15 protein-coding genes are annotated in these 25596 nt (G+C 71.3%); 6 read left to right on the top strand and 9 right to left on the bottom strand.

Annotation, left to right across the window (positions count from 1 at the left end):
* Nucleotides 1-87 precede the first annotated feature (87 nt).
* On the top strand, nt 88-1524 hold the full coding sequence (gene gndA / locus ACFO0C_RS41925) for an NADP-dependent phosphogluconate dehydrogenase (RefSeq protein WP_378072413.1): 1437 nt from the start codon (nt 88-90) through the stop codon (nt 1522-1524).
* Nucleotides 1525-1532: 8 nt separating this feature from the next.
* On the opposite strand, the gene ACFO0C_RS41920 is transcribed toward gndA, so the two are convergent.
* From ACFO0C_RS41920 to pgm, 4 genes are all read right to left on the bottom strand, one after another.
* A complete protein-coding gene (locus ACFO0C_RS41920; RefSeq protein WP_378072412.1) occupies nt 1533-2936 on the bottom strand; it encodes a diguanylate cyclase in 1404 nt (467 codons plus the stop codon).
* A 151-nt stretch (nt 2937-3087) separates the two neighbouring features.
* The gene (locus tag ACFO0C_RS41915) at nt 3088-4428 is read right to left on the bottom strand and encodes an MFS transporter (protein ID WP_378072411.1); all 1341 of its coding nucleotides are present in this window, start codon (nt 4426-4428) and stop codon (nt 3088-3090) included.
* A 49-nt stretch (nt 4429-4477) separates the two neighbouring features.
* Nucleotides 4478-6781: a putative bifunctional diguanylate cyclase/phosphodiesterase gene (locus ACFO0C_RS41910; RefSeq protein WP_378072410.1), complete on the bottom strand. Its 2304-nt coding sequence runs from the start codon at nt 6779-6781 to the stop codon at nt 4478-4480.
* An 84-nt stretch (nt 6782-6865) separates the two neighbouring features.
* Nucleotides 6866-8491 carry a phosphoglucomutase (alpha-D-glucose-1,6-bisphosphate-dependent) gene (gene pgm / locus ACFO0C_RS41905; RefSeq protein WP_378072409.1) on the bottom strand — a complete coding sequence of 542 codons (1626 nt, stop codon included), beginning with the start codon at nt 8489-8491 and terminating at the stop codon, nt 6866-6868.
* A 94-nt stretch (nt 8492-8585) separates the two neighbouring features.
* On the opposite strand from pgm, the gene ACFO0C_RS41900 reads away from it, so the two are divergent.
* On the top strand, nt 8586-10319 hold the full coding sequence (locus ACFO0C_RS41900) for a copper resistance CopC/CopD family protein (RefSeq protein ID WP_378072408.1): 1734 nt from the start codon (nt 8586-8588) through the stop codon (nt 10317-10319).
* Between the two features lie 37 nt (nt 10320-10356).
* Nucleotides 10357-11151: a peroxide stress protein YaaA gene (gene yaaA, locus ACFO0C_RS41895; RefSeq protein WP_378072407.1), complete on the top strand. Its 795-nt coding sequence runs from the start codon at nt 10357-10359 to the stop codon at nt 11149-11151.
* Between the two features lie 3 nt (nt 11152-11154).
* Here yaaA and ACFO0C_RS41890 read toward each other — a convergent pair whose 3' ends face one another.
* The gene (locus tag ACFO0C_RS41890; protein ID WP_378072406.1) at nt 11155-11691 is read right to left on the bottom strand and encodes an FKBP-type peptidyl-prolyl cis-trans isomerase; all 537 of its coding nucleotides are present in this window, start codon (nt 11689-11691) and stop codon (nt 11155-11157) included.
* Nucleotides 11692-11888: 197 nt separating this feature from the next.
* Here ACFO0C_RS41890 and ACFO0C_RS41885 point away from each other — a divergent pair, with 197 nt between their 5' ends.
* The 3 genes from ACFO0C_RS41885 (at nt 11889) to ACFO0C_RS41875 (ending at nt 19655) form a co-directional block, all read left to right on the top strand.
* Entirely contained in the window at nt 11889-12650 is a 762-nt protein-coding gene (locus ACFO0C_RS41885) for a hypothetical protein (protein ID WP_378072405.1), read from the top strand.
* Nucleotides 12651-12734: 84 nt separating this feature from the next.
* Nucleotides 12735-18110, top strand: a complete 5376-nt coding sequence (locus ACFO0C_RS41880; protein ID WP_378072404.1) for an MMPL family transporter — start codon at nt 12735-12737, stop codon at nt 18108-18110.
* A gap of 120 nt (nt 18111-18230) precedes the next feature.
* Nucleotides 18231-19655 (top strand): SDR family NAD(P)-dependent oxidoreductase, encoded by a 1425-nt coding sequence (locus ACFO0C_RS41875; protein WP_378072402.1) that lies wholly within the window; start codon nt 18231-18233, stop codon nt 19653-19655.
* Between the two features lie 84 nt (nt 19656-19739).
* Here the strand turns inward: ACFO0C_RS41875 and ACFO0C_RS41870 are convergent, their stop codons facing one another.
* The 4 genes from ACFO0C_RS41870 to ACFO0C_RS41855 form a co-directional block, all read right to left on the bottom strand.
* A complete protein-coding gene (locus ACFO0C_RS41870) occupies nt 19740-20441 on the bottom strand; it encodes a hypothetical protein (RefSeq protein WP_378072401.1) in 702 nt (233 codons plus the stop codon).
* Nucleotides 20442-21024: 583 nt separating this feature from the next.
* A complete protein-coding gene (locus ACFO0C_RS41865; protein WP_378072400.1) occupies nt 21025-21270 on the bottom strand; it encodes a hypothetical protein in 246 nt (81 codons plus the stop codon).
* Nucleotides 21271-21284: 14 nt separating this feature from the next.
* Complete coding sequence (locus ACFO0C_RS41860; protein ID WP_378072399.1) at nt 21285-22253, bottom strand: SWIM zinc finger family protein; 969 nt, start codon at nt 22251-22253, stop codon at nt 21285-21287.
* Nucleotides 22254-22500: 247 nt separating this feature from the next.
* Complete coding sequence (locus tag ACFO0C_RS41855) at nt 22501-25491, bottom strand: DEAD/DEAH box helicase (protein WP_378072398.1); 2991 nt, start codon at nt 25489-25491, stop codon at nt 22501-22503.
* Nucleotides 25492-25596 lie beyond the last annotated feature (105 nt).

The following is a 25596-nucleotide window of genomic DNA, read 5'->3' as shown; positions in this document are numbered from 1 at the left end:
TGGACGTGATCGAACCGGACGGACCCGATTCCCGTAAGAATGACCGCGGGGCCCGTAACGGGCGGGTAACGAGGAAGGACGTAGTCGATGTCGCAAAAGGCGCAGATCGGTGTCACCGGCCTGGCGGTGATGGGCCGTAACCTGGCCCGTAACTTCGCCAGGCACGGGCACACCGTGGCGTTGCACAACCGCTCCTACGGCCGCACCAAGGAGCTGGTCGAGGAGTTCGGTCACGAGGGCTCGTTCCTGCCGGCGGAGACGGCCGAGCAGTTCGTGGCGAGCCTGGAGCGCCCGCGACGCGTCGTCATCATGGTCAAGGCCGGCCCGGCCACCGACGCCGTGATCGACGAGTTCGCTCCGCTGCTCGAAGAGGGCGACATGCTGATCGACGCGGGCAACGCGCACTACGCGGACACCCGGCGGCGGGAGGCGGCGCTGAAGGCGAAGGGCCTGCACTTCGTCGGCGCCGGTGTCTCCGGTGGCGAGGAGGGCGCACTGCACGGCCCGAGCATCATGCCCGGTGGGCCGAAGGAGTCGTACGAGGCGCTCGGCCCGCTGCTGGAGGACATCGCGGCGAAGGTGGACGGCGAGCCGTGCTGTGTGCACGTCGGCCCGGACGGCGCCGGTCACTTCGTGAAGATGGTGCACAACGGCATCGAGTATGCGGACATGCAGCTCATCGCCGAGGCATACGACCTGCTGCGCCAGGTCGGCGGGCACTCCCCCGCGGAGATCGCCGACGTGTTCAAGGGCTGGAACGAGGGCCGGCTGGGCTCCTACCTGATCGAGATCACCGCCGAGGTGCTCAAGCAGGTGGACGCCGCGACCGGCAAACCGTTCGTGGACATCGTGCTGGACCGCGCCGAGCAGAAGGGCACCGGCCGCTGGACCGTGCAGGCCGCCCTCGACCTGGGTGTCCCGGTGTCGGGTATCGCCGAGTCGGTGTTCGCCCGCGCGATCTCCGGCGGCGTGACCGAGCGCGAGGCCGCGGTGGCCGCGGACCTGCCCGGCCCGACCGGTGGCGGTGGGCACACCGGCGACCTGCGGGCCGACGTCGAGCAGGCGCTGTTCGCGTCGAAGATCGTGGCCTACGCGCAGGGCTTCCAGCAGATCCAGGCGGCCAGCAAGGAGTACGGCTGGGACATCGACCCGGGTGCGATGGCGAAGATCTGGCGGGACGGCTGCATCATCCGGGCCAAGTTCCTGGACTTCATCAAGCAGGCGTACGACAAGAACGCCGCCCTGCCGACGCTGCTGGTGGACTCGTACTTCCAGGACGCGGTGGCCGGCGCACAGGACGCGTGGCGCCGTGTCGTGGTGACGGCCGCGCAGCAGGGCATCCCGGCTCCGGGCTTCTCGTCGGCGCTGGCCTACTACGACAGCCTGCGGGCCAAGCGCCTGCCGGCCGCCCTGATCCAGGGTCAGCGGGACTTCTTCGGGGCGCACACCTACCACCGGGTGGACAAGCCGGGTTCGTTCCACACGCTGTGGGCGGCCGAGGGCCGTCCCGAGGTCGACGCCTGACGGTCTGACTAGATCGTCACGGGTTCCGGCGCCGCGGGGCGCGCCTTCACGGCGTACATCGCGGCGTCGGCCCGGGCGATCAGGCTCTCCCGGTCGGCGCCGTCACCGGGCCAGGCGGTGGCCGCGCCGACCGAGGCCCCGATCCGGACGGTGCCACCGGGCACCTCGATGGGTTCGCGCAGGATCACCGCGATCAGGTCGGTGACGGGTTCGCCGCCGCGCTGCAGGACCACGAACTCGTCGCCGCCGAGACGGCCGACGGCGTCGTTCGGGCCGACGATCTCGGACAGGCGCTGGGCGACGGTCTGCAGGACGATGTCGCCCGCCTGGTGGCCGTACCGGTCGTTGACCGGCTTGAAGCCGTCCAGGTCACACAGCAGCAGGGTGACCTCGGCGAGTTCCCCGCGGTCGAGGGCCGACATCGCCTCGTCGATCTTGGTGACGATGTGCCGCCGGTTGTAGAGGCCGGTCAGTTCGTCGTGATGGGCCTGGTGGGCCAGCGTGCGCTCGGCACGGGCCCGCTGGGCGGAGAGCAGGCGCAGGCGCAGCACCACCAGCGGCACGACGAGCATCGTGCTGACCGGCAGGACCACGCTGGCCGGGCCGTCGGCGCGGATCGCCTGGACGGCGGCGATCGCCGGGTTCGCGCAGAGTGCCGCGCCGAGCAGCCCGAGCGGCGGGTGGCGCGTGACCGCCGGGCCGGGCGCCGGTTCGGTGACCCCCGGGGCGGTGGGCAGCAGCGGGGCGACCGCGAGGGTCAGGTAGGCCAGCATCATGATCTGGGCGGTCCAGACCGAGCTGCCGTGGATGGTGTGCACCGAGACCACGTCGTTGGCCAGCGTCAGGAACGCGGTGAACACCAGGTAGCCGAGCGGACCGCGGGCACCCGGAGCGGTGACACCGATCCGGACGAGGCAGCCGAGGACCGCGGCGAGCACCAGAACGTCGCTGAGGAGCAGCACCTTGCCGAGATCGGTGGCGCTCGCCCCGAGGTAGGGCCCGATCAGCCATTCCCAGAGCGGGCCGGCGGCGCAGAGCCCGAACAGGGCGGCGTCGATGAGACCACCCGGGTCGGTACGGCCGTGCCAGCGCAACGCGGTGGCGGTGCTGACCAGGAACAGCAGGTGCGCGGCGGCCATCACGAGGTCGGTGACCGACCCTTCGGCCGCGCCGAAGTGGTGCCCGGGGATCCAGTCGGGCCACATCACGGTGCCGAGGGTGAGAAAGCCGAGCCCGGCCACGGCGGCCAGCCACGGTCCGCGGTCGGTGAGGTGCCGGGCACCGAGCGCGAGCAGGTAGGTGACGATCGGCACGGCCGTGACCAGTGCGAAGATGACGTTGCGCAGCTCCGGGGCGGCCACGGCGTACCCGGTGGCCACCATCGACCAGAGGACGAGCAGTCCCGCATGCACGGGCCATGCAGGCGCCGTCGCACGCGGCCAACCCATAGGTGTTCCCCTCTGCCCGATCTTCGGTCTCTTCCGACTCAGCCTGATCGACGGCCGGGCGCGCAGCCTGAGGAAAGGCCGCCGCCGGACCGGGATCTGGCCGATCAGGGCCAGCTCACGCGTCGACGGTGACCGGGGAGTCCTCGGCGACCCGGCCGCTCAGCGCCCGGTAGGGGCGGCTGACCATGGCCAGGGTGGTGGCGATGACCCCGATGATCCCGGTCAGCACGAAGACCAGCGCCATACCGCGGTCCGGGCCGGTGCCGAACCAGGAGCCGATCGCCTCGGCCCCGGCACCCCCGTCGCTCATGAACGGGATGAACACGAACTGGGTGATCGGCGAGATCAGGAACGCGGTCAGCGGTGACGCGGCCTGCTCGACGCTCTGGGCCAGGCCGAAGACGCGACCCTGCCGCTCGTAGGGCACGACCCGCTGCAGGATGGTCTGCTCGGCGGCCTCCGCGTACGGCACCAGCAGCATGTACAGATACATGCCGGCGGCCATCGTGAAGATCGACGCCCAGAGCGGGAAGATCAGGATGATCGCCCAGAGGACGACGTTGATCAGCAGGAGCAGCCGGACCGGGCGGGCGCCGAGGCCGGTACGTGCCACGAGCAGCCCACCGACGATGAAGCCGGTGCTGAGCACCCCCCACAGCAGGCCCCATGTCTGCACGGACACCAGCGACAACCCGTACGCGTCGGCGAGCGCCATGAACACGCCACCGAGGAAGTTGTTGAACGTGCTGAACAGGATCAGCGCCGGCAGCCCCGGCACCCCGCCGATGATCCGCAGCGTGCCCCGCAGGTCGACACCGGGAGCGGCGGCCGCCTCGTCGTGCGCGACCTCCCGCTCGGGGATGGCGACGAAGAACAGGTGGACCAGGGAGAGCCCGAGGACGGCGATCGCCAGGATCAGCACCGAGAACATGCCGTCGAAGGCGACGAGCACGCCACTGATCACCGAGGTGACCAGGAAGCTGGCGCCGGAGACCGTGCCGACCAGGCCGTTGGCCCGGTCCCGGCGGTCCTCGTCGATGAGCAGGGTGACGAGCGTGGGCAGCGCGATGGTGCGGATGTTGCCGGCGATCACCCCGACCATCAGCAGCAGCACGAACGCCCAGAGCCGCGCGTCCGCCGGGTCGTGGAACGCCTCCTCCGGGACGGCCAGGTAGACGCCGAGGGCGGCCGCGTAGAGCAGCAGGGACGCCGCGGCCGAGCCCTGGAGGGCGGTCTTCTTGCGGTGACCGTCGACGAGGCTGCCGAACCAGATGCCGGTGAGCGCGGTCAGCACCAGGAAGATGCCGGAGATGACACCTGTCGCGAAGACCGATTTCGTCTGGAGGTACGTCCAGAAGGTGACGGCGAACCAGACGCTGAAGTTGATCACCGACACCAGGCCGGTGTTGAACAGCAGCTGATAGAAGGTCCGCACATGGCCGGTGATGACGGTCATGGGGTGCACGGTAATACGTGCACCCCCGTTGAGGTCCACCTGATAAGGGTCAGGCCACCTGTACCGGGTCCGCCGCCATCAGCGCACCGCAGTCGGCCGCGGGCAGCGGTTTGGCCATGAAGAAGCCCTGACCGTAGCGGTAGCCCATGTCGCGCAGCCGGTTCAGCTGCTCCTGGTTCTCGATGCCCTCGGCGACCGCCTTGAGCTGCAGGTGCTCGGCGAGCTGGGCGACCGCCGCGGCCACCGCGAGCCGGCCCCGGTCGGCCCCCTCGGCGATGCCGTCGACGAACGACTTGTCGAGCTTGAGCACGTCGACCGGGAACGCCCGCAGCAGGCTGAGCGACGACTGGCCGGTCCCGAAGTCGTCGAGCGCCAGCCGTACGCCCATGTCGTGCAGGGCTTGCAGGGTCTCCCGGACCTGCCACCCGTCGACCACCGACGACTCGGTGACCTCGAGGATCAGGTTGCGCGGGCGGAGACCGGTGTCACTGAGCACGGCCGCGACCTCGTCGACGAACCCGGCCGAGCGCAGCTGCCGGACCGCCACGTTGACGTTGACCGCCTCGACCGCACCGGCACCGTGCACGGCCTGCCACTCGGCCAGCTGCGTGCACGCCTCGCGCAGCACCCACGCGCCGAGCGGCACGATCAGCCCGGAGCGTTCGGCTACCGGGATGAACTCGACCGGCGACACGAAGCCGCGCTGCGGGTGCTGCCAGCGGACCAGCGCCTCACAGCCGTGCAGACCGCCGGTGACCAGGTCGAAGACGGGCTGGTAGAGCAGCCGGAGCTCACCGCGGGCGATGCCGTTGCGCAACTCACCGGCGAGCGTCGCGTGGTTGATCATGTCGTCGCGCATGCGCGGCTCGAACCGGACGAGCGACGCCTTGCCGCTCTCCTTCGCGGCGTACATGGCGATGTCGGCGTTGCGCAGCACCTCGTCGGCGTTCTCGTCGTGCCCGGCCAGGGCGATGCCGGCGCTGGCGTGCAGCAGCAGCTGCTGGTCGCCGACCCGGAACGGATCGGCCAGGGCGAGCAGGAGCCGGTTGCCGGCGGCCTCGGCGGCGGCCGGATCGTCGTCGGGCAGCAGCACGGCGAACTCGTCGCCGCCGAGCCGGGCCGGCATCTCGGCCGGGGTGCACTGCTCGCGAAGCCGCTGGGACACCTGGAAGAGCAGCTGGTCGCCGGCGGCCGGGCCGATCGTGTCGTTGATCATCTTGAAGTCGTCGACGTCGATGAGCAGGGCGGCCGACCGCTGCTTGGCGTCGAGACGCTCACCGAGGGCGACCAGGAACCGGGCCCGGTTGGGCAGGCCGGTCAGATTGTCGCTGAGCGCGAGACGTTCGAGTTCGGCCTGCTGGCGGCGGATGCCGCGGAGGGCCAGAGTGTTCTCGCGCAGGCTCAGCAGCTGGCGGGCCACCACACAGCCGGCGATCAGGAACGCGCCGATGATCACGGTGCGCTGGCGGGCGCTCATGTCCTGGGCGCTGACGCTGATCACCAGGCCGGCCGTGGCCACGACGGCGGCGAACGGCAGCAGGTTGAACAGCGACCGGCCGGTGACCGGCGCTGCGGTGTCCGGCCGGTCCAGGGCACGGCGCTGCAGATAGGCGCCGACACAGATGCTCGCGCCGGTCAGTGGCAGCGCCAGCACGGACAGCGCCAGCCGGGCCCCGTCCTCGCCGGCGATCAACAGGATGGTGCCGACGACGCAGGTCAGCGGGCCGGTGGTGAGCACCCGCAGGGCGGCGCCGTCCACCACGGTCTCCGGCGCGGCCGCCGCCTTGCCGACCACGACCAGCAGCAGCACGCCGCCGACGCCGAGGACCGCGGCGATCACCTTGGCGCTGAGCTGGGTGCCGGCCGGGGCGAGGTCGAGGACCACGTACCAGAAGACGAGGGTGCTGGCGACCGCGATGGTGAACGTGTCGAGGACGGCCCGCAGCCAGCACAGGGCCGTACGGCGCGGGCCGGGCAGGCCGAGGAACGCGGTCATCAGCAGGACGACACCGATCATCATCGGTGTGGCCACCCACATCGACATGCCGGTGTTGTTGTTGGCCCGCAGCTGGGCGACGACCGCCGTCACGCCGAGGCTGATCGCGGCCAGCTCCATGCGCAGCCAGAACGTGCGCACCGGAGCCGGCAGCCGGTCGGCCCGGGTGATCCGCCAGGACGCGTAGACCCCGGCGGCCAGGGCGATCGGGCCGCCCAGGTAACCCCAGAAGACGTCGTCGCGGCCGCGGAGCAGCAACCACACCAGGACGCCCACGTTCGCCCACACGGCGACCAGCACGGGGACGAGTCCTCCGGTGTGGGACCGGGACGCGGCAGCGCTCTCGGGTAGGGTCATCGCTCTCGTACGGCTCCTGCCCCTATAGGCCAGTCTGCTTACGACTGACAGTCGGCGCGGGAGCCGTCGACCTGAGACAAACGATCAAGCCGAGAGTGCGGCGGACACCACAGCCCGGGCCTCCTCCTGGATGCGGGCCAGGTGGTCGGGACCGTGGAACGACTCGGCATAGATCTTGTAGACGTCCTCGGTGCCGGACGGGCGTGCCGCGAACCAGCCGGACCCGGTCACCACCTTGAGCCCGCCGATCGCCGCGCCGTTGCCGGGCGCGCTGGTCAGCACCGCCGTGATCGGCTCGCCGGCCAGCGAGGACGCGGTCACCTGCGACGGCGACAGCTTGCCCAGCACCGCTTTCTCCGCCGGGGTGGCCGGCGCGTCGATCCGCGCGTAGGCGGGCTCACCGAACCTCGCGGTCAGCTCCCGGTAGTGCTCGCTCGGGCTCCTGCCGGTGACCGCGAGGATCTCGGAGGCCAGCAGGTCGAGGATGATGCCGTCCTTGTCGGTGCTCCAGGCACCGCCGTCACGGCGCAGGAACGACGCACCCGCGCTCTCCTCACCGCCGAACCCGATCGACCCGTCGAGCAGGCCGGGCACGAACCACTTGAAGCCGACCGGCACCTCGTCCAGGCGGCGGCCGAGGTCGGCGGCGACCCGGTCGATCATCGACGACGAGACGAGCGTCTTGCCGATGCCGGCCCCGGACGGCCAGCCGTCGCGGGAGGCGTAGAGGTACGCGATGGCGACCGCGAGGTAGTGGTTCGGGTTCATCAGGCCGCCGTCGGGGGTGACGATGCCGTGCCGGTCGGCGTCCGCGTCGTTGCCGGTGGCGATCTGGAAGCGGTCCTTCTGCTCGATCAGGGAGGCCATCGCGTAGGGCGAGGAGCAGTCCATCCGGATCCTGCCGTCCCAGTCCAGCGTCATGAAGCCGAACCGCGGGTCGACCAGCGGGTTCACCACGGTCAGGTCCAGGTCGTGACGGGACGCGATCTCGCCCCAGTAGTCGACGCTCGCACCGCCGAGCGGGTCCGCCCCGATACGCACCCCGGCCGCGCGGATCGCGTCGACGTCGATCACGTTGGGCAGGTCGTCGACGTAGGTGCCCAGGTAGTCGTAGGTCTGCGGGGCCTGCGGACGGGCCGCGCGCCGCACCTCCTTGAGCCCCGCCGCGATGATCGCGTTCGCCCGGTCCTGGATCCACCGGGTGGCGTCGGTGTCGGCCGGGCCGCCGTTGGGCGGGTTGTACTTGAAACCGCCGTCGTCCGGCGGGTTGTGCGACGGCGTGACCACGACACCGTCGGCCTGCGCGGCGTTCGCCCGGTTCCACCGCAGGATCGCGTGCGACAGCGCCGGCGTCGGGGTGTACCGGTCCCGGTCGTCGACGAGCACCGTCACGTCGTTGGCGGCGAACACCTCCAGCGCGGTGATCAGCGCCGGTTCGCTGAGCGCGTGCGTGTCACGGCCCAGGAAGAGCGGGCCGGTGGTGCCCTGGTCCCGCCGGTACTCCACGATCGCCTGGCTGGTCGCGGCGATGTGGTCCTCGTTGAAGGCCGTGCGCAGGCTGGAACCGCGGTGCCCGGACGTGCCGAACGCGACCCGCTGCCCCGGCTGCGCGGGATCCGGGTGCTCGGTGTAATAACGCGAGATGACCTTCGGAACATCGATGAGGTCGGCCGCTTCGGCGGGCCGGCCGGCGCGGGGATGGACGGACATGACGGCCTCCTCGGTGGCGGGGTCAGGCGCTGTAACGGATCGTATCCACACCGCCTACTTGAACCTTTCCCGACGCCGATACGAACTACCCCATGTGACCCGGGTGCTCGCCTTCCTGTTCGTGCTGCTGACCGCCGTTCTCGTGCTGCCCGCCGCCCCCGCCTCCGCGCACGCGGCGACGGTCGGCTCCAATCCCGCTCCGGGAAGTGTGATCGGCACCTCGCCGTCCGAGGTGACGGTGACCTTCAGCGAACCGGTCACGCCGGTCGACGGGCGGGTCCAGGTGATCGCCCCGGACGGCGAGCGGATCTCCGGGAAGGTCGAGGGCGGCGGCAACGTCATCCGGATCCCGGTCCGCAAGGCGAGCAAGCCGCTCGGCACCTACCTGATCAGCTTCCGGGTCATCTCGGCCGACAGCCACCCGGTCGGCGGTGCCATCACCTTCTCGGTCGGCGCGCCGTCGGCCCGCCCCGAGGAGCCCGCCGCGACCACCGGGCCGCACCCGTCGGTCGCGGTCGCCGTCCCCGTTCTCAAGACCATCGGGTACGCCGGGGTCACGCTCATCGTCGGCCCGGCGCTGTTCCTGGCGTTCCTGTGGCCGCCGAGGCGCTCCCGGGCCGGGGCGTCGCGGATGATCCGGATCGGTCTCGCACTGACCGCGGCGGCCACGCTCGGCGCGCTCGGCACCCAGGCCCAGCAGGGCTCCGGCTCGCCGATCTGGACACTGTCGGCCGGGGAGTTCACCGAGGTGGTGACCAGCCAGTACGGGCTGCTGCTGCTCGGGCGCCTGGTGGTGCTGGGTGCTCTGGCCGTACTCCTGCCGCCTCTGCTGCGCCGGCCACGACGCACCGTGACCGTGCCGCAGACCGTGACCGCCCCCGTTCTCGTCGGTGCGGGCGCGCCGGCGCCGCAGCCGGCCCCCGCCGTGAAACCGCAACCGCAGGTCACGCCGCGGAGAGCTCGCGCCGGGGCGGTTCTCGCGCTCGGCGCCGCCGGCCTGACCACCTGGCCGATGACCGGTCACGCCATCGCCGTACCGCTACCGGCGGTGACCGTCGCCGCCGGTGTGGTGCACATGGCCGCGATGGCCGCGTGGCTCGGCGGCCTGGTCACGCTGACCGTCTTCCTGCTGCGCGGCACGCACGAGCGGATGCTCGGGGTGATCATGCCGGTCTGGTCGCGGTGGGCAGCGCTCGCGGTGGTCTGGCTGGTCATGGCGGGCGCGGTGCAGGCCGTGATCCAGCTCGGCTCGCTGCCGGCGCTCTGGCAGACCGGTTACGGGCGGCTGCTGCTCGTCAAGATCGGCGTCCTGGCCGGGGTGCTGGCCGCGGCGGCCGGCGCCCGCCGGATGGTCAACCGGGCCCGCAACGGCCGCGGGCTGCGGCGCACCGTCGTCGTCGAGGTGGCCGCCAGCGTGCTCATCCTGGCCCTGAGCTCGATCCTGGTGCAGGTCGACCCGGGCCGCAGCGCGTCGGCCAACGACCAGGCGGTCAGCGGCAAGGGCATGTCCGAGACGCTGACCAGCAACCTCTACACCGTGCAGTTCAACATCTACCCGGTCGAACTGGGCGAGTACAACACGGTCCACGCGTTCCTCTACCGGCCGGACGGCGCGCCGCTGCAGGCCGAGGAGTGGCAGGTGTCGGCCCGGCTGCTCGACCCGGCGCTGGAGGCGGTGCAGCAGCCGATCTCCGGGATCGTGCCGGGCAACCAGGCGCTGGGCTCGCTGTCGTTCCCGCTGGCCGGGACGTACGAGGTGGTCTTCACGATCCGGGTCAGCGAGATCGACCGGGCGAGTGTGAAGACGACGGTGACCGTCGGCACGTGACGGGAGTCCCGGCGGCCGGTCCGGCTAAGGTCTCGACGTGCTGATCCTGCTTCCGCCGTCCGAAGGCAAGACCCCGGCCCCGGCCGGCACCCCCGTCGACCCGTCGACACTGTGGCTACCGTCGCTGGCCCCCGCCCGCACCCGGGTGCTGAAGAAGCTCGCCGGTCTGTGCGCGCGCACCAGTGAGCGGTCGATCGCGGACAGTCTGGCGGTGCTCGGGCTCAGCGACGGGCAACGCGGCGAGATCACGCGCAACGCGGGCCTGCTGGAGGCACCGGCCGCCCCGGCCGCACAGATCTACACCGGGGTGCTCTACGAGGCGCTCGGCACCGCGACCCTGGCGGCGGCGGAGAAGGAGTGGCTGGACCGGACCGCCGTGGTGTTCTCCGGGCTCTGGGGTGCGGTGCGGCTCGGTGACGCGATCCCGGCGTACCGGTGCGCGGTCGGCGTCACCCTGCCCGGGATCGGAGGGCTCACGGCGTACTGGAAGAAGGCCCTGAAGAAGCCTTTGGACGAGGCGACCGCGGGCGCGCCGGTGCTGGATCTGCGGTCCGGCGCCTACGCCGCGATGTGGGCGCCCGGCCCGGACGCGGCGGTGCTGCGGGTGCTGCACGAGCGGGTCGTCGGCGGCGTCGCCAAGCGGTCGGTGGTGAGCCACTTCAACAAGGCCACCAAGGGTCGCCTGGTCCGCGCGCTCGCCGTCGAGCAGGCCGCGCCGGGATCGGTGGACGAGCTGGTCACCGCCCTGCGCGACCTGAAGTTCACGGTCGAGGAGCAGGCCGGCCCGGCCTCCGGGCCGCGCCGGCTCGACGTCGTGGTCGCGGAGCTCTGACCGTCACTCGGCCGACAGGATGTCGACGACGAATCGCAGGTCGCCCCGCTCCGGGCCGTAGGCGAGGTTGGCCGGCACGTCCAGCTGGATGCGGCTGCCCACCTTCTGCCCGGGGATGCCCTTGTCCCAGCCCTGGATGAGGTTGCCGGTGCCGATCTGGAAGCTGATCGGGGTCGACTTGCCGTTCTCCCACGACGAGTCCATCTCCTCGCCCGAGGTGTAACCGATCAGCTTGTAGTTGACGCTGATGGTCTGCCCGGACTTGACCACCTCACCGGTGCCGGGGATCCGCTCCTTGATCACCAGGTCGGTGAGCGTGCCGGTGCCCGTCGTGACCGTCGGCTCCTGGTCGATCGTCTCGGCCGCCGCGACGGCGGCGGCCGTGGTGGGCGCGGCCGCCGGCTCCGTCCCGCCGGTGTCCTTGTCCTTGCGGACCACGAAGAACACGACCACCAGGACGACGAACACGAGTGCGCCGCTGAGCACCCCGGCGATCGCCTGCCCGCGGCGCTTGCTGCTGGACATGGTCTTGTCGCTCATTCGTCAATCTCCCGGTCGGCGAGTCGGAAACTCCGGACACGCTACTCGTAACTGGTACCGACCCGGCGAAGAACCTCCCCCGAATCGCCGAGGTGGGCGATCCACCGTACGTGCCCGACCCGCCGCCCCCTCTTCACCCCGGCCTGCCGGGATGAGATCGTTTACCGCTCCTGCCCGTCCCACGATCTGGAGGATCCTTGCCTCTGCACGATCCCGGAGGACGGCACCACTGGCGTGACCAGCTCGCACCGGGCGCGGTCATCCTCGCCGGAGTCGTCGCCGTCGCCCTGGTCGCCTGGGCCATCCACGCCCGGACCGGCCGCGACGAGCCGGCCGCCGCCCCGCCCACGGTCACGGCCACCCCGGCCGAGCAGATCCCGATCCCGGTGCCCAGCATGTCCGTGACCCCCTCGATGACACCGATCGATCAGATCGTCGTCGAGCGGGTGCCGATCGCCCCGGTCGTGGATCTCCCCGCCGAAGGGGAGATCGACTGGGTGCACTGGGGCGAGAACGGCCGGTTCTCCCTCGAACGTGACAGCGGTGGCGGGTTCACCATCCTCGAGGGAACACCGGGCGAACCCCGGGAACGGCACACGGCCAGCCCGGAGCGATTCACCTTCACCGGTACGCCCAGAGCCGGCGTGGCCAGCGGTGTGCACACCTGCGGCACCGGCAACGGGTTTACCCTCTCCGCACCGGCCGGAACCGGGTCGAACACACTGCGGCTCTACGTCGGCGCGATGAAGGCGCGGGGCAGTATGCGTATCGAACTCAGTACCGGCGGCGAGGCGTACACCGACACTTTCGAAAGCCGCGACGGCCCGATGGCGACAACGGCCTATGTCGTTGCATACCGCGCATCGGGAACTGGCAAGATCTCGATCAAGTGGATCACCGACGCGACGTTCGATGAGGACTGCGGCGGCGTGGCCCTCCAGGCCGCGACTCTGAGCTGAAACTCTGCACTCTGGTTTGTGACCGGAAAGGGGAACCCTGTGTTCGCGGGCTGGGGATCGCGGGTCGCCCGCCTGAGGTGGCCGGTGCTCATCATCGCGCTCGTCGCGGTGATCGGGTCCGGCATCTGGGGCTTCGGCGTTTTCGGTCAGCTCACCGAAGGCGGCTACAACGACCCACGGAGTGAGTCGGCCCGGGCCGCCGACGTGGCGGCCACCGCGACCGGTGGGCAGGGTGGCGACGTCATCGCCATCTACACGCCCGACCAGGGCACCATCGACGACGCGGCGCTCACCAAGCGCATCAAGGAACGTCTCGCCGCGCTGCCGGAGTCGGCCGTCGAGTCGCAGACCTCCTACTGGGACTCCAAGGCGCCGACCTACGCGGCCGAGAACAAATCCAGCGCCGTCGCCGTCATCACGCTCGCCGGCGAGGACGACGCCGCCAAGATGGAGGCGTACGCCGACATCGAACCCGCCCTCGCGGTGCCCGGCGCACACGTCCAGCTGGCCGGCGGCATCCCGCTCGCCCACGCGTCGTCGCAGCGCTCCACCGACGACCTGGCCTTCGCCGAGCTGGTGTCCCTGCCGATCGTCCTGATCCTGCTGCTGCTCATCTTCGGGTCGCTGGTCGCCGCCTCCCTGCCGGTGCTCGTCGGCGGCGCCGCGGTACTCGGCTCCCTCGGCGTCCTGCACGCCGTCGCGCTCACCCACGAGGTCAACTCGTTCGCCGTCAACGTGGCCAGTCTGCTCGGACTCGGCATGGCCATCGACTACGGCCTGTTCATGGTCGGCCGGTTCCGGGAGGAGCAGGCCGTCCACGACACGTCCGAGGCGGTACGACGGACCGTCGCCACCGCCGGGCGCACCGTCGTCTTCTCGGCCACCCTGCTGATGACCGCCCTGGCCGGGCTGCTGCTGTTCCCTCAGGGGTTCCTCAAGTCGCTGGCCTACGGCGGGCTCGCCGCGGTCTTCCTGGCGATGATGCTGTCCCTCACGCTGCTGCCGGCCCTGCTGGCCGTCCTCGGGCCGCGCGTCGACCTCATCCCGATCCGGCTGCCCGGGCGCGCCTCGACCGGTGGCTGGGAACGGCTCGCCGGATGGGTGCTGCGGCGGCCGGTGCTGGTGGCCGTACCCATCCTCGGCGTCCTGCTGCTCCTGGCCGCACCGATCGCCGACGCCCGCTTCGGCGAGAACGACGAACGGCAGCTCCCGGCCGGCGACCCGTCGCGTGTGGCGATCGAGACGCTGAAGACCGACTATCCGCAGTTCAGCTCGGACGGCGTACAGATCGTGGTCCGTGCCGCGAACGGCGGGAAGCCGGACGTGAAGGACCTCAGCGCCGCCGCCGCGAAGGTCACCGGCGTCGAGACGATCACCACCACCGGTGCCGGCAAGGACACCGTCATCCTGACCGCCGACCTGCAGAGCACCGACACCTTCAGCGACGAGGCACGCGACGCCGTCGACGGGCTCCGCGCCCTGCCGGCCCCGGCCGGCACCGAGGTACTGGTCGGCGGCACCACCGCCCGCAACGTCGACAGCCTGGAAGCCATCGGCGCCGAACTGCCCCTGATGATCGGGCTGCTCGCCGGGGCCACCCTCGTGCTGATGTTCCTGGCGTTCGGATCGATCCTGCTGCCGATCAAGGCGGTGGTGATGAGCGCGCTCAGCCTCACCGCCACGTTCGGCTCCCTCGTCTGGATCTTCCAGGAGGGGCACGGGGCGTCCTGGCTCGACGTCACACCCACCCCGCTGGAAGCCGGCATCGTCGTCCTGATGGCCGCCGTCGTGTTCGGTCTCTCCACCGACTACGAGGTGTTCCTGCTGTCCCGCATGGTCGAGGCACGGTTGCGGGGGGCCAGCACCCATGAGGCGGTGGCCGTCGGGCTCGCCCGTACCGGCCGGGTCATCAGCGCCGCGGCGCTGCTGCTCATCGTCGTCACCGGGGCGTTCGCGCTCTCGTCGATCTCGACGATGCGGTTCATCGGGGTCGGCATGATCATCGCGCTGGTCCTGGACGCGACGGTGGTCCGGGTGCTCCTCGTGCCGGCCGTCCTCGCCATCCTCGGTGACGCCTCGTGGTGGGCGCCCGGGCCGTTGCGGCGGCTGCAGGAGAAGGCCGGACTCGCCGAGTACGCCGGCGAGGAAGAGCCGACCGGGCGGCACGCCTGGCGACCGATCGATCCCTCGTTCGAGGAGACGGCCGTCCTCGACGGGACGTTGCTGGCCCGGGCCCTGCCGGCGGCGCCCGCGCAAGCCGCGTTGACGTCTGGCTCGGACACCGTGGTCCTCGATTACGACGCGTTCCTCAAATACCTCTCCGAGAAGGATGAGGCGGTGGTCCGGGCGGGTGGTCTTCTTTCCCTCCCCTCCGGTACGCCGTCAGGGGATTCGTCCTCGGCAGGGATATCCGGTCCTGGCCGTCATCGGGATGCCGACGAGGAGCCGGATTCCTCGTCGGCGGACCTCTCGTCTGAACCTTCGTCGGACCTTTCGTCGGATCTCTCGTCGGATCTTCCGTCGGACCTTTCTTCCGCGTCCGCTGCCTCCTCGCCCTCCGATTCCGACTCCTCTTCCGCCGGCTCCTCTCCCCTCCCCTCCTCTTCCTCCTCGGATTCCTCGTCTCCCTCGCCGTCCTCTTCCTCGCCCTCCTCTTCCTCCTCGGATTCCTCGTCTCCCTCGCCGTCCTCTTCCTCGTCCTCCTCTTCCTCGTCCTCCTCTTCCTCGTCCTCCTCTTCCTCGCCCTCCTCTTCCTCGCCCTCCTCTTCCTCGGAGTCCTCTGACCTCGACGAACGCGAGCCGGATGCCTCGGCGGCGGATGACGTTGATGAGGACGTCAGCCCGGATTCGCTGTGGGCCGAGGTGGACGCCACGCTGGCCGCCGGAGCCGAACTGACCAAGCCGGACGCCGAACCGTCGCTGCTCGAGGCCTACACGGAAGCCCACTCGGCGGACAGCCTCGACCCGGCCGCCACCCACGTGCTGCGGCTGCCCACCAGCGCCTCCCCGGCCTCTCCCGGCTCCGACCCGGCGGCGACCCAGGTCATCGAACTCCCTGGTGCGGACGCTCCTTCTGCCGAGGTTCCGCCCGCCGCGGCGGATGGTTCCGCGCCCGCGGAGACCGAGGCGGCCGATTCCGCCGACGGGCCGGGCCGCTCAGCCAGTTGGTCCGACGAGCCGACGATCTTCTCCGCAACGGTCTACAACGGCCTGTTCACGGACGAGACCGTGCGCGCGGCGACCCCCGATCCGGAACCCGGCGACCTCGAGGAGCCGGAAGCCACCACCAGCGACGACGAGTTCTACCAGTTCCCGGACGATTCCGGCGTTTCCGCGATCGCCGGCCAGGCGGCCGAACCGGAACCCGCCGACTCCGAACCGCTCACCGTCTCGACCGCCGGCCCGGTCGACGTCGAGGCACCCGACCCGGTCAACGGCGAGGCGGTCGATCCGGCCACCTCCGAAACTGCCGAGCCGCAGTCGTCCGAGCCGCACTCCTTCGAGCCGCACTCCTTCGAGACGGCCGTACCGGTCGCCTTTGAGGCAGCCGACCTCGAATCTGCCGACGCGGAGTCGGCTGACCGCGAAACCAGCGACGCACCGCGCGGTGACTCCGGGTCCGAGGACTCCGATTCCGGCTCCGCCGGCCACACTCGTGCCGACCTGTCGTCCTACCTCGAGCCCGCGGACTCGTCACCCGCCGAACCTGCCACGGACCCGTTCTCCTGGCGCTCCGACCCGCGACTGGCGAACCTCACCGCCCCGGAACCCGACACTTTCCCCTGGCTGGACCGCTACGCCGCGCTACCCGGAACACCTCAACCCACACCGGAGGCGGCTCTCCCGCACCCGGCGATCGACCAACCCGACACCCAGCGTCCCCAGAACCTCGACGACTGGCTGGCCAGCGCTCCCACTCCGCCCCGTTCCCGGTCCGCGCGCCCGGAGACCCTCGGCGATCTGCCGACTCCGGTCAGCCGAAACCGCCCGGACAGCCTGGCCGACCTTCCCAGCCGCAAGAACACCGCTGACGCGCCGGCCGCTGTCCCGGCAGCGGCCGACGAGCCGCCGACCTTCGAAACGGACGAACCGGCCGTACCGGAACTCTCGGTCCCCGATGCTCCGGCCTACCTCGCCGAGCACCCGGACCTGTCGCGGCAGGACGACCAGTCGCGGCAGGACGACCAGCTCGTCACGCTCGCGGCCACCGAGACCCCCGAATCGGTCACCGCCGAGCCCGAGCAGCTGACCGAACCCGAACCCGAACCCCTCCCCGACACGACGTCCGAGACGGTCTTCGACCCGACCGAGACGCTTCCCGAGCCCACCGAGGCCGAGGCCGAGACCGAGGTCGAGGCCGCCGCTGTCGAGGCTGTCGACGTCTTCGCGACCTCGGAGGATCCCGAGGGCGCTGAAGAGAGCACGCTCTCCGAACCGCTCACCGGGACCTTCGTCGAGCCGGCCGCCGACGAGCCCGCCGAGATCACCGACCTGGAACCCGCCGAGGCGGCCTCCGCCGACGAGCCCACCGACGTGCCGGCAACCGATGAACCCACCGAGCCGGCGGAAGTGGACGCCTGGCGCGATCCCGCAGTTCTCGCACAGTCAGCTGTCGGCTCCACCATCCCCAGCACGTCGGCCACCGACGCCGAGGCAGACCGCATCGAGGCAGGCGACACCGAGGCAGACCGCATCGAGGCAGGCGACACCGAGGCAGACCGCATCGAGGCAGGCGACACCGAGGCAGACCGCATCGAGGCAGGCGACACCGAGGTAGACGGCATCGACGAAATCGGCATCGACGACGAGGATGACGCCGATCCGGAGGACATCGACCCGTCACTTCCGGTCGCCTCCCCCATGGCCGCCACCACGGAAGAAGACCCGGAGCCCATCCCCCCATCAACCCCGGACGCGATCGAGGACCCGGTGGACGACGAGATCACCGAAGAGCCGGCACTCCCGGCCGACGAGGCGGCCCTCCCCGAACCCGCCGTCGCCGCAGTTGTATCCCCCGCTCCCGTGTCCCCCGCCCCGGAACAGTTCCGCCGCCCGCAGACCCTCGACGAGTGGCTGAGCAGCCCGGTCCCTCTCCACCGCCCTCAGACGCTGGAGGACCTGCCGGTGCCGGCGGCGCAGGCCGGCCCGAGCACCCTCGGCGACGTCAAGCCCTCTAGGCCGGAGACGGACCGGAACGAGGCCGACTTCCCGCGCGGCCGCCGGCCGGAGACGCTGGACGACCGGTTGCGGGGCACGGTTCGCCCGTCGACGCTCGCCGACCACCTGTCGGAACCCGGGCGTGGGGCACGGCGTCCGGCGAACACCGGGCCCTCCTGGACCGGTGGGTCGGGCGAGCACCCGTACGATCGTCAGACCCGCCGCCCGGCCTCGCTGGCCGACCATCCGGGCCCGGCCCGGGGTAATCCGGACGAGGAACCCGGTCCGGACCAGGCCCGCTGAGGAGACAGCCCACCGGCCGGGTGGGCTGTCTCGCAAGTGCTGCGGCCGACGCCTGCCCGCGCCGATAGGACGGCCGGTAAGTACAGTGCGTGCGGGTAGGGAACAGAGGGGGACGTAGGAATGACCGGCATCGACCCGGACGCCGTGAGCGTGGATCAGGACCGACTGGCGGTCTGTCTGGCGGTCCTGGCCGAGGTGGAGCAGCTTCCGCCGGAGCATCCGGACGCGGTGCGGGTGCGGCGGGCGACCGCCGGCCTGTTCAAGACGGTGAAGGTGCAGCGCCGCAAGGAGCGCCGGCAGGCCGTGGTGGCCGCCGATCGTGCGGTGACCGAGGCTACGGCGACCGGTGCGCCGGGCCGCATCGATGACGAGACGGCGGGGATCCCGCTGCGCAGCACGGTTCGCGGTGCGACGGCCGGTGTGCTGAAGCAGGCCCGTGGCTGCTACGTCTGCAAGCAGCGTTTCACCGTGGTCGACGCGTTCTACCACCAGCTCTGCCCGTCATGTGCCGAGCTGAACCATTCGCGGCGTGACGCCCGCACCGATCTGACCGGCCGGACAGCGTTGCTCACCGGCGGTCGCGCCAAGATCGGCATGTACATCGCGCTGCGTCTGCTGCGTGACGGCGCGGATCTGACGATCACGACGCGGTTCCCGCACGATGCGGTCCGCCGCTTCGCGGCGATGCCCGACAGCTCCGACTGGCTGCACCGGCTGCGGGTGGTCGGCATCGATCTGCGAGACCCGGCGCAGGTCGTCGGCCTGGCCGAGTCGGTCGCGGCGCGCGGTCCGCTGGACATTCTGATCAACAACGCAGCCCAGACGGTACGCCGTACCCCCGGCGCCTATTCCGAGTTGGTGGCGGCCGAGTCGGCCCCGCTGCCTGACGGACCGCTGCCGGAGCTGGAGTTCTTCGGTGGCGCCGCGTCGATCGGTTCCTCTCCGGCGGCGGCGTTGACGGCGGCGTCCCCGCCCACACTGTCGGCGAAGGAGGTCACCGAGATGGCGTTGACCGCCCGGTCGGTGGCGATCGACGCGGGCGGCCTGGTGCCGGACACGACGTCGACGAACAGTTGGAGCGACCGGGTCCACGAGGTCGCGCCGCTGGAGTTGCTCGAGGTGCAGCTGTGCAACGTGACAGCGCCGTTCATCCTGGTGAGCAGGTTGCGGCCGGCGATGACGGCGTCGAAGTTCCCGCGCCGCTATGTGGTGAACGTGTCGGCCATGGAAGGCATCTTCGCCCGCGGCTACAAGGGTGCCGGCCACCCGCACACGAACATGGCGAAGGCGGCACTGAACATGCTGACCCGCACCAGCGCGGAGGACATGTTCGCCGACGGCATCCTGATGACCAGCGTCGACACCGGCTGGATCACCGACGAGCGCCCGCACCCGACGAAGATGCGACTGCACGAGGAGGGCTTCCACGCCCCGCTGGACCTGGTCGACGGCGCGGCCCGGGTGTATGACCCGATCATCCGCGGCGAGCAGGGCGAGGACGTGTACGGCTGCTTCCTGAAGGATTACGCTCCCGTCGCCTGGTGACGGCCGGCCGGAAATGCCCGACGGGCCGCACCGTGAGGCGCGGCCCGTTCGGTCTGTAGGGACATTCGCCACGCAAGGTGACGATCAGGCCATGCTGCCGCCGCCGTAGCCACCGCCGCCGCCACCGCCGCCGCCACCGCCGCCACCGCCGCCGTAGCCGCCGCCACCGCCGCCGCCGCCGTGACCGCCACCGCCGTGACCGCCACCACCGCCGCCGCCGTGACCGCCGCCACCGCCACCACCGTGACCGCCGCCACCGTGACCGCCGCCACCGTGACCGCCGCCACCGTGACCGCCGCCACCGTGACCGCCACCGCCGTGACCGCCACCGCCGTGACCGCCACCGCCGTGACCGCCACCGTGACCGCCGCCGTGACCGCCACCGTGACCGCCACCGTGACCCGGCCAGCCGGGGAATCGAGGAATCCAGTTGTTGTGGTAGCCGAGGCTCCCGTATCGGATCCCGCCGTAGGCCCTGAACGGATGCCGGTACGGGCCACCGATGTCGTAGGTGGAGTAGACCAGGTAGTTCGGCTGGTAGGGCCACCCATCAGGCCACCCGCCGTCCCAGCCGTCCCAGTTCCAGTCGTCTCCCGCTACCTCAAGTACCCAGACCCAGCCATAGCTGGGGTGTTCCACCTGATACGAGTGGAAGTTGCCCCAGGCACCGACTGTCCTGCCGTACGCACCGGCTCGGTCGCAGAGCGACTGGGTGGTGTAGTAGCCGACGACGTAGTCGTCACCCCAGATGCCGGCTTCCGTCGGCGACGACGCCGCCTGATTCACCGGGCTGACTGCTTGCTTGGTCCCCTGATCAGCGGCTAGCGCGGGACCTGCTATCCCGAGCGCGGCCGCGAGGCTCATGCCTGCGGCTGCCGCCAGTACTCGCTTTGGGTTTCTCATTGCAACACCTTTTCGGGACAAATCGCCATGACTTGGGTAGCTCATCATGACGCTCGAAGCCCAATCCGGCATTCTCCGGAAAGCTGACCGTTCGGATGATCCGCTTTCCATCCTTGAAGTCAGATTATGACCGTTTATGTTTAGCATGCGTAGGCCGCTGAACAGGCACTATGCAAAGTCACCCCGGATAAACCGGACAGCCGTCACCGTGGGCCGTAGTGCGGCGGAAAGCCGCCCTGGAGCCGCCCCGCCCTCGATCCGGCACCGGCGACCCGATCCCGAATCCACACCGGACGAATGGGCCGGCCCCGGGTCCAGCCGGATATCGGTGGCCCGCCACCGCGTTTTCACCGTATTCACGATCGCCACGGCACCATCATCAGAACAAGCGCTACCAGCAGGAACACCGTTTCCAGGATCCGCCGTCAAATGGCCGGCTCAGCCAGCCGACGAAGCGCGAACAGGATCAGCCGACGGAACGGCCGAGACGATCAGCGGCACCAAGCCCCCGGGGCGCAAACAGCCGCAAAACGACATCAGGGAAGAACAGCAGCACCACGAGACCGAGACGAACAGCGACACCACAACGCCAGCGACGCACAACACCACAGCACCGCGACGAACAGCAACACCACAACGCCAGCGACGCACAACACCACAGCACCGCGACGAACAGCAACACCACAACGCCAGGAACGAACAGCAGCACCACGACGCCTGGGACGGTCAGCTGGAACCGCGACCGGCCGACGGTGATCCGCCCGCGTCCGGCAAGGCCCGATAGGCCGGGCGCAACACGACGGGGATCGGCTGCCCGAGGTGCGACAAGCCGGGCGCATCGAGCTGGTCGAGCAGGGCGTCCGGCCGCACGCCGACGGGACCGTCGCTGGAATACGGCTCGGACGGCGCCGCGACGCCCCAGAAATCGACCGGATCCGGGAAACCGGCAGGACTGTGCTCCGCGCCGGAGGAGGAGCCCCCACCGGCATCGCCCCGGTCCGCCCCGGCGGAAGAGCCCCCACCGGCAGCGCCCCGATCCGTCCAAGCGGCCGAGCCCTCACCGGCAGCGCCCTCCGCCCCGGAGGAGGAGCCTCTACCCGACGAGCCGGTGCCCTCCGAACCGGAGAAGGAACCCGCACCGTCGGCGCCCTGGCCCGGGCCGGAGGACGTGTCGTCGACGGCAGCCGCCTCACGCAGCCGGCGGAGGCGCATCAGCAGCTCGTCGGGTGGTCGCCCACGCCAGGTGAACACCTCGAACGGGTCGCTCTCGAACGCCCTGGCCAGCGCATAACAGGTAGCCGCCAGATGGGCGCACGGCATCGGCCACCGCTCGCAGGTGCAGTCCATCGCCACCTCGTCGAGCGACAGCGGCAGCAGGCTCAACCCGGCGCCGGCGAACATCGCCTCGATGCCCGGCGGCATCCGCCCGTCCAGGAGATCCGCGACATAGCGCGCCTCACCGACCAGTGTTTTCTCGACCCGCGCCCACTCGGAGGCACCGAAGGCGCGCACCGCGATCCGGGACCGGAACGCGGTGGCGTCATCCGGCCCACGAACGAGGGCGACCACGAGGCTGCCGGAGACCGTGAGACTGCGCACGTGGCCGGCCCGCTCATCGCGCCGCCCGCGAGCGAACGTCGGGCCCATCCGCAGAGACTCGAACATGCCGAGAAAAGCCGGCGAGAAGTCAGTCACCGACAGCCTCCAACGCACGAACGAAACCGGCGCGGGCCCAAGAGGATCCAGTCACCCTCAACGCGAACGAAACCGACGCGCGCCCGAGAGGATCCGGTCACCGGCAACCCCCAACGCGAACGAAACCGACGCAGGCCCGAGAAAATCCAGTCACCGGCAACCCCCAACGCGAACGAAACCGGCGCGGGCCCAAGAGGATCCAGGCACCGACGGCACGGGAACGAGGCCGGAACACGCCGGGAAGGATTCAGTCAACGATGGCCTCCGGTGCCAGGGCGAACAGATCGCGGATCTCGCTCGCCGACAGGGCGCTGAGCCACCCCTCGCCGGAGCCGACGACCCGCTCGGCGAGGATGCCCTTGTCGGTGAGCACCCGGTCGATGCGCTCCTCCAGTGTGCCGAGGCAGACGAGCGTGTGGATGTGCACGTCGCGGCGCTGGCCGATCCGGAACGCGCGGTCGGAGGCCTGGGTCTCGGTCGCCGGGTTCCACCAGCGGTCGATGTGGACGACGTGGTTGGCGGCGGTCAGGTTGAGGCCGGTGCCGCCGGCTTTCAGCGAGAGCACGAACACGCCGGGACGCTCGGCTCTCTGGAAGTCGGCGACCATCCTGTCGCGGGCGCCGCGTGGCGTGCCGCCGTGCAGGAACCGCACCGGCACTCCGAACCGGGCCGCCAGATGCGGGGTGAGCATCGCACCGAAACGGGCGAACTGGGTGAAGCACAGCACGCTCTCCCCCGCCCCGAGCGCATGGTCGACGATCTCCTCGAGCCGGTCGATCTTGCCGGACCGGCCGGGCAACGGCGACGCGTCCTTCAGCAGCAGCGCCGGGTGCACGCACGCCTGTTTCAGCTTGGTCATGGCGGCCAGGACCAGACCCTTGCGCCATTTCTCGCCGGGCTCGGCGAGGCGCTCCAGCAGGTCGTCGAGGACCGCCCGGTACAGGCTCACCTGCTCCAGGGTCATGCCGCACAGGTGACGGACGTGCCGTTTGGACGGCAGCTCGGCGGCGATGCCGTGGTCGGCCTTGGTGCGCCGGAGCAGGAACGGGCGGGTCGCCTGGCGCAACCGGGCGGCAGCCTCCTCCTCGGCGTAACGCTCGATCGGCACCGCGAACCGGGCCCGGAAGGTGTGCGCCGAGGCGAGGATCCCCGGGTTGACGAAGTCGAGGATCGACCACAGCTCGGACAGCCTGTTCTCCACCGGCGTGCCGGTCAGGGCGATCCGGTTGCGGGCCGGGAACCGGCGGACCGCACGGGCGGTGGCGCCACCACTGTTCTTGATGTGCTGCGCCTCGTCGAGCACCACCCGGTCCCACGGGATCGCGGCCAGAGCGTCCGCATCACGCACCGCCGTCGCATAGGTGGTGAGCACGATGTCGGCCCCGGCGGCGAGGACGGCCGGATCCTCCCGGTCGGCTCCGTGCAGCACCCGCACCCGCAGCGACGGCGCGAACCGGCCCGCCTCACGCTGCCAGTTGCCGAGCACCGACAGCGGGCAGATCAGCAGGGCGGGGCCCTCCCGATGGTGCAGCAGCAGGGCGAGGAGCTGCACGGTCTTGCCGAGGCCCATGTCGTCGGCCAGGCACGCGCCGAGCCCCAGCGAGTCGAGGAAGGCCAACCACGAGAAGCCCCTCACCTGGTACGCCCGGAGGGAACCCACCAACCCGGCGGGCGACGGCAACACCTCCAGCCGCTGGTCGAGGCGCCCGCCGAGCAGGTCGGCCAGCCAGCCCTCACCGCGCGCGTCGGTCACCGGCAGCGGCAGCTCTTCCGGTGGCAGCAGCCGCACCAGGCGCAGCGCGTCACCCGCGGTCATCCGCCCACCGCCGCGGCGCAGGAACGCCAGCCCGGCGGCGAGCCGCTCCGGATCGAGGAACACCCACCGCCCGCGCAGCCGGACCAGTGGAACCTTGGCCCGCGCCAGGTCGGTGAGGTCGTCCTCGGTGAGGGTGCGCCCGCCGAGCGCCAGCCCCCACCGGTAGTCGACCAGCTCCTTGAGCCCGACCGCCCGATCGCGCAGCACCTGGGCGACCGGGTCGCGGCCGCGCACCTCCAGTGACAGGCCGAGGCTGGGCCGGCGCCGCCACCAGGCGGGCAGCAACACGCCGTAGCCACCCTCCTCCAGCAGCGCGGCGTGGCTGAGGAACCGGTGGGCGCCCTCGGTGTCGAGCAGCATCTGCCCGGGATGGGTGCCGCGCAGGGCCTCGGCGAGGTCGGGGTAGAGCCGGGCGGCCCGGCCGAGCCCGGCGAGCAGCCGCTCCTGCGGATGGGACGTCCACCGGCGCAGCGGCGCGGACCGGTCACGCCACACGTCGGCCGCCGGGACCAGCACGCTCGGCTCGTCGACGGCCTGGAGCAGGAACTCCAGCCGCCACGTGTCCTCCGGCAGCGGCACCTCGGCGGGCATCACCGGCTCGTGCTCGCGAGGGTCGCTGAGGCGGAAGCAGACCCGCACCTCGGCGCCGCTGGCCGCCTGCTCGAACCAGGCGCCGAGCCGGCCGGCGAGGGTGTCGGCGAGCGCCGGGGCCGCGTCGAACTCCGGCTCGCCGGTCAGGGCGGCCAGCCAGCCGTAGTCGGCGAGGGTCACCCGCGCCTCGGCCAGCCGGGTGCGGACCAGGCCATCGGTGAGCCGGCCGAGAGCGGCGGCCATCACCTCGGCGGCGGGCGGCTCGGCACCGGCGGCGGGCGACTCGGCCCGGCAGGCCGGTGGCATGCGATCGCGCAGGGCAGCGAAGCGCACCGCGTCGGTGCCGGTCACGACCGGCCGCCAGAGCGCCACCGGGCGGGGGCCGTCGATCCGCACGCCGGGAAGCACCCGCCCGCGCCGGACCAGGTCGGCGGCGAACCCGCACAGCTCGACGAGCCACGCCGCGGAGGGGGCGACCCGGCCCTCGAACTCGGCGACCAGGTCGGCGTCGAGGAACGGCACGCTCACCGCCGGAACGCGCCAGGCCCGGGCCCGTGGCGTGCCCCGGCGCCCGGGCAGCCCCAGATGCGGCGACGGCAACGGGCCGGACCCGGTCGACGGCAGCAACAGGGTGGCCTCGGCCCGTGGCTCGCCGGCCGGCAGCCCGGCGGTGGGCACCGCGAACGGGTGGGGTGGCGCCGCGCCGCGCCGGGCGGTGAACCCGGCGGCCACCGCCGCGTCCTCCGCCCACAGGCTCAGGCCGCCGTCACGGCCGGCGAGCCCGTGCAGCACCCGCACCACGGTGGCGCCGGCCGGGACGATCGCGGTCATGCCGGGCCCCGGAGGCGGCACGACCGGCGGTTGCTGAACATGCCGCCGACTCTAGGCGCCCCCTGTGACACTTTCCCGGCGCGGCAACCCCGCCGGTCGTCCGAA

This window comes from Actinoplanes subglobosus (genome assembly GCF_042650585.1).
Classification (GTDB): Bacteria; Actinomycetota; Actinomycetes; order Mycobacteriales; family Micromonosporaceae; genus Actinoplanes; species Actinoplanes subglobosus.
Note: the sequence above shows the minus strand (reverse complement) of the source record. Positions and strands in the feature narration are given on the sequence as shown.

Excerpts from the sequence above, each read along its gene's own strand:
- gndA (WP_378072413.1), top strand. The coding sequence starts at position 88 with ATGTCGCAAAAGGCGCAGATCGGTGTCACCGGCCTGGCGGTGATGGGC.
- ACFO0C_RS41915 (WP_378072411.1), bottom strand. The coding sequence starts at position 4,428 with ATGACCGTCATCACCGGCCATGTGCGGACCTTCTATCAGCTGCTGTTC.
- ACFO0C_RS41910 (WP_378072410.1), bottom strand. The coding sequence starts at position 6,781 with ATGACCCTACCCGAGAGCGCTGCCGCGTCCCGGTCCCACACCGGAGGA.
- pgm (WP_378072409.1), bottom strand. The coding sequence starts at position 8,491 with ATGTCCGTCCATCCCCGCGCCGGCCGGCCCGCCGAAGCGGCCGACCTC.
- ACFO0C_RS41890 (WP_378072406.1), bottom strand. The coding sequence starts at position 11,691 with ATGAGCGACAAGACCATGTCCAGCAGCAAGCGCCGCGGGCAGGCGATC.
- ACFO0C_RS41875 (WP_378072402.1), top strand. The coding sequence starts at position 18,231 with ATGACCGGCATCGACCCGGACGCCGTGAGCGTGGATCAGGACCGACTG.
- ACFO0C_RS41855 (WP_378072398.1), bottom strand. The coding sequence starts at position 25,491 with ATGACCGCGATCGTCCCGGCCGGCGCCACCGTGGTGCGGGTGCTGCAC.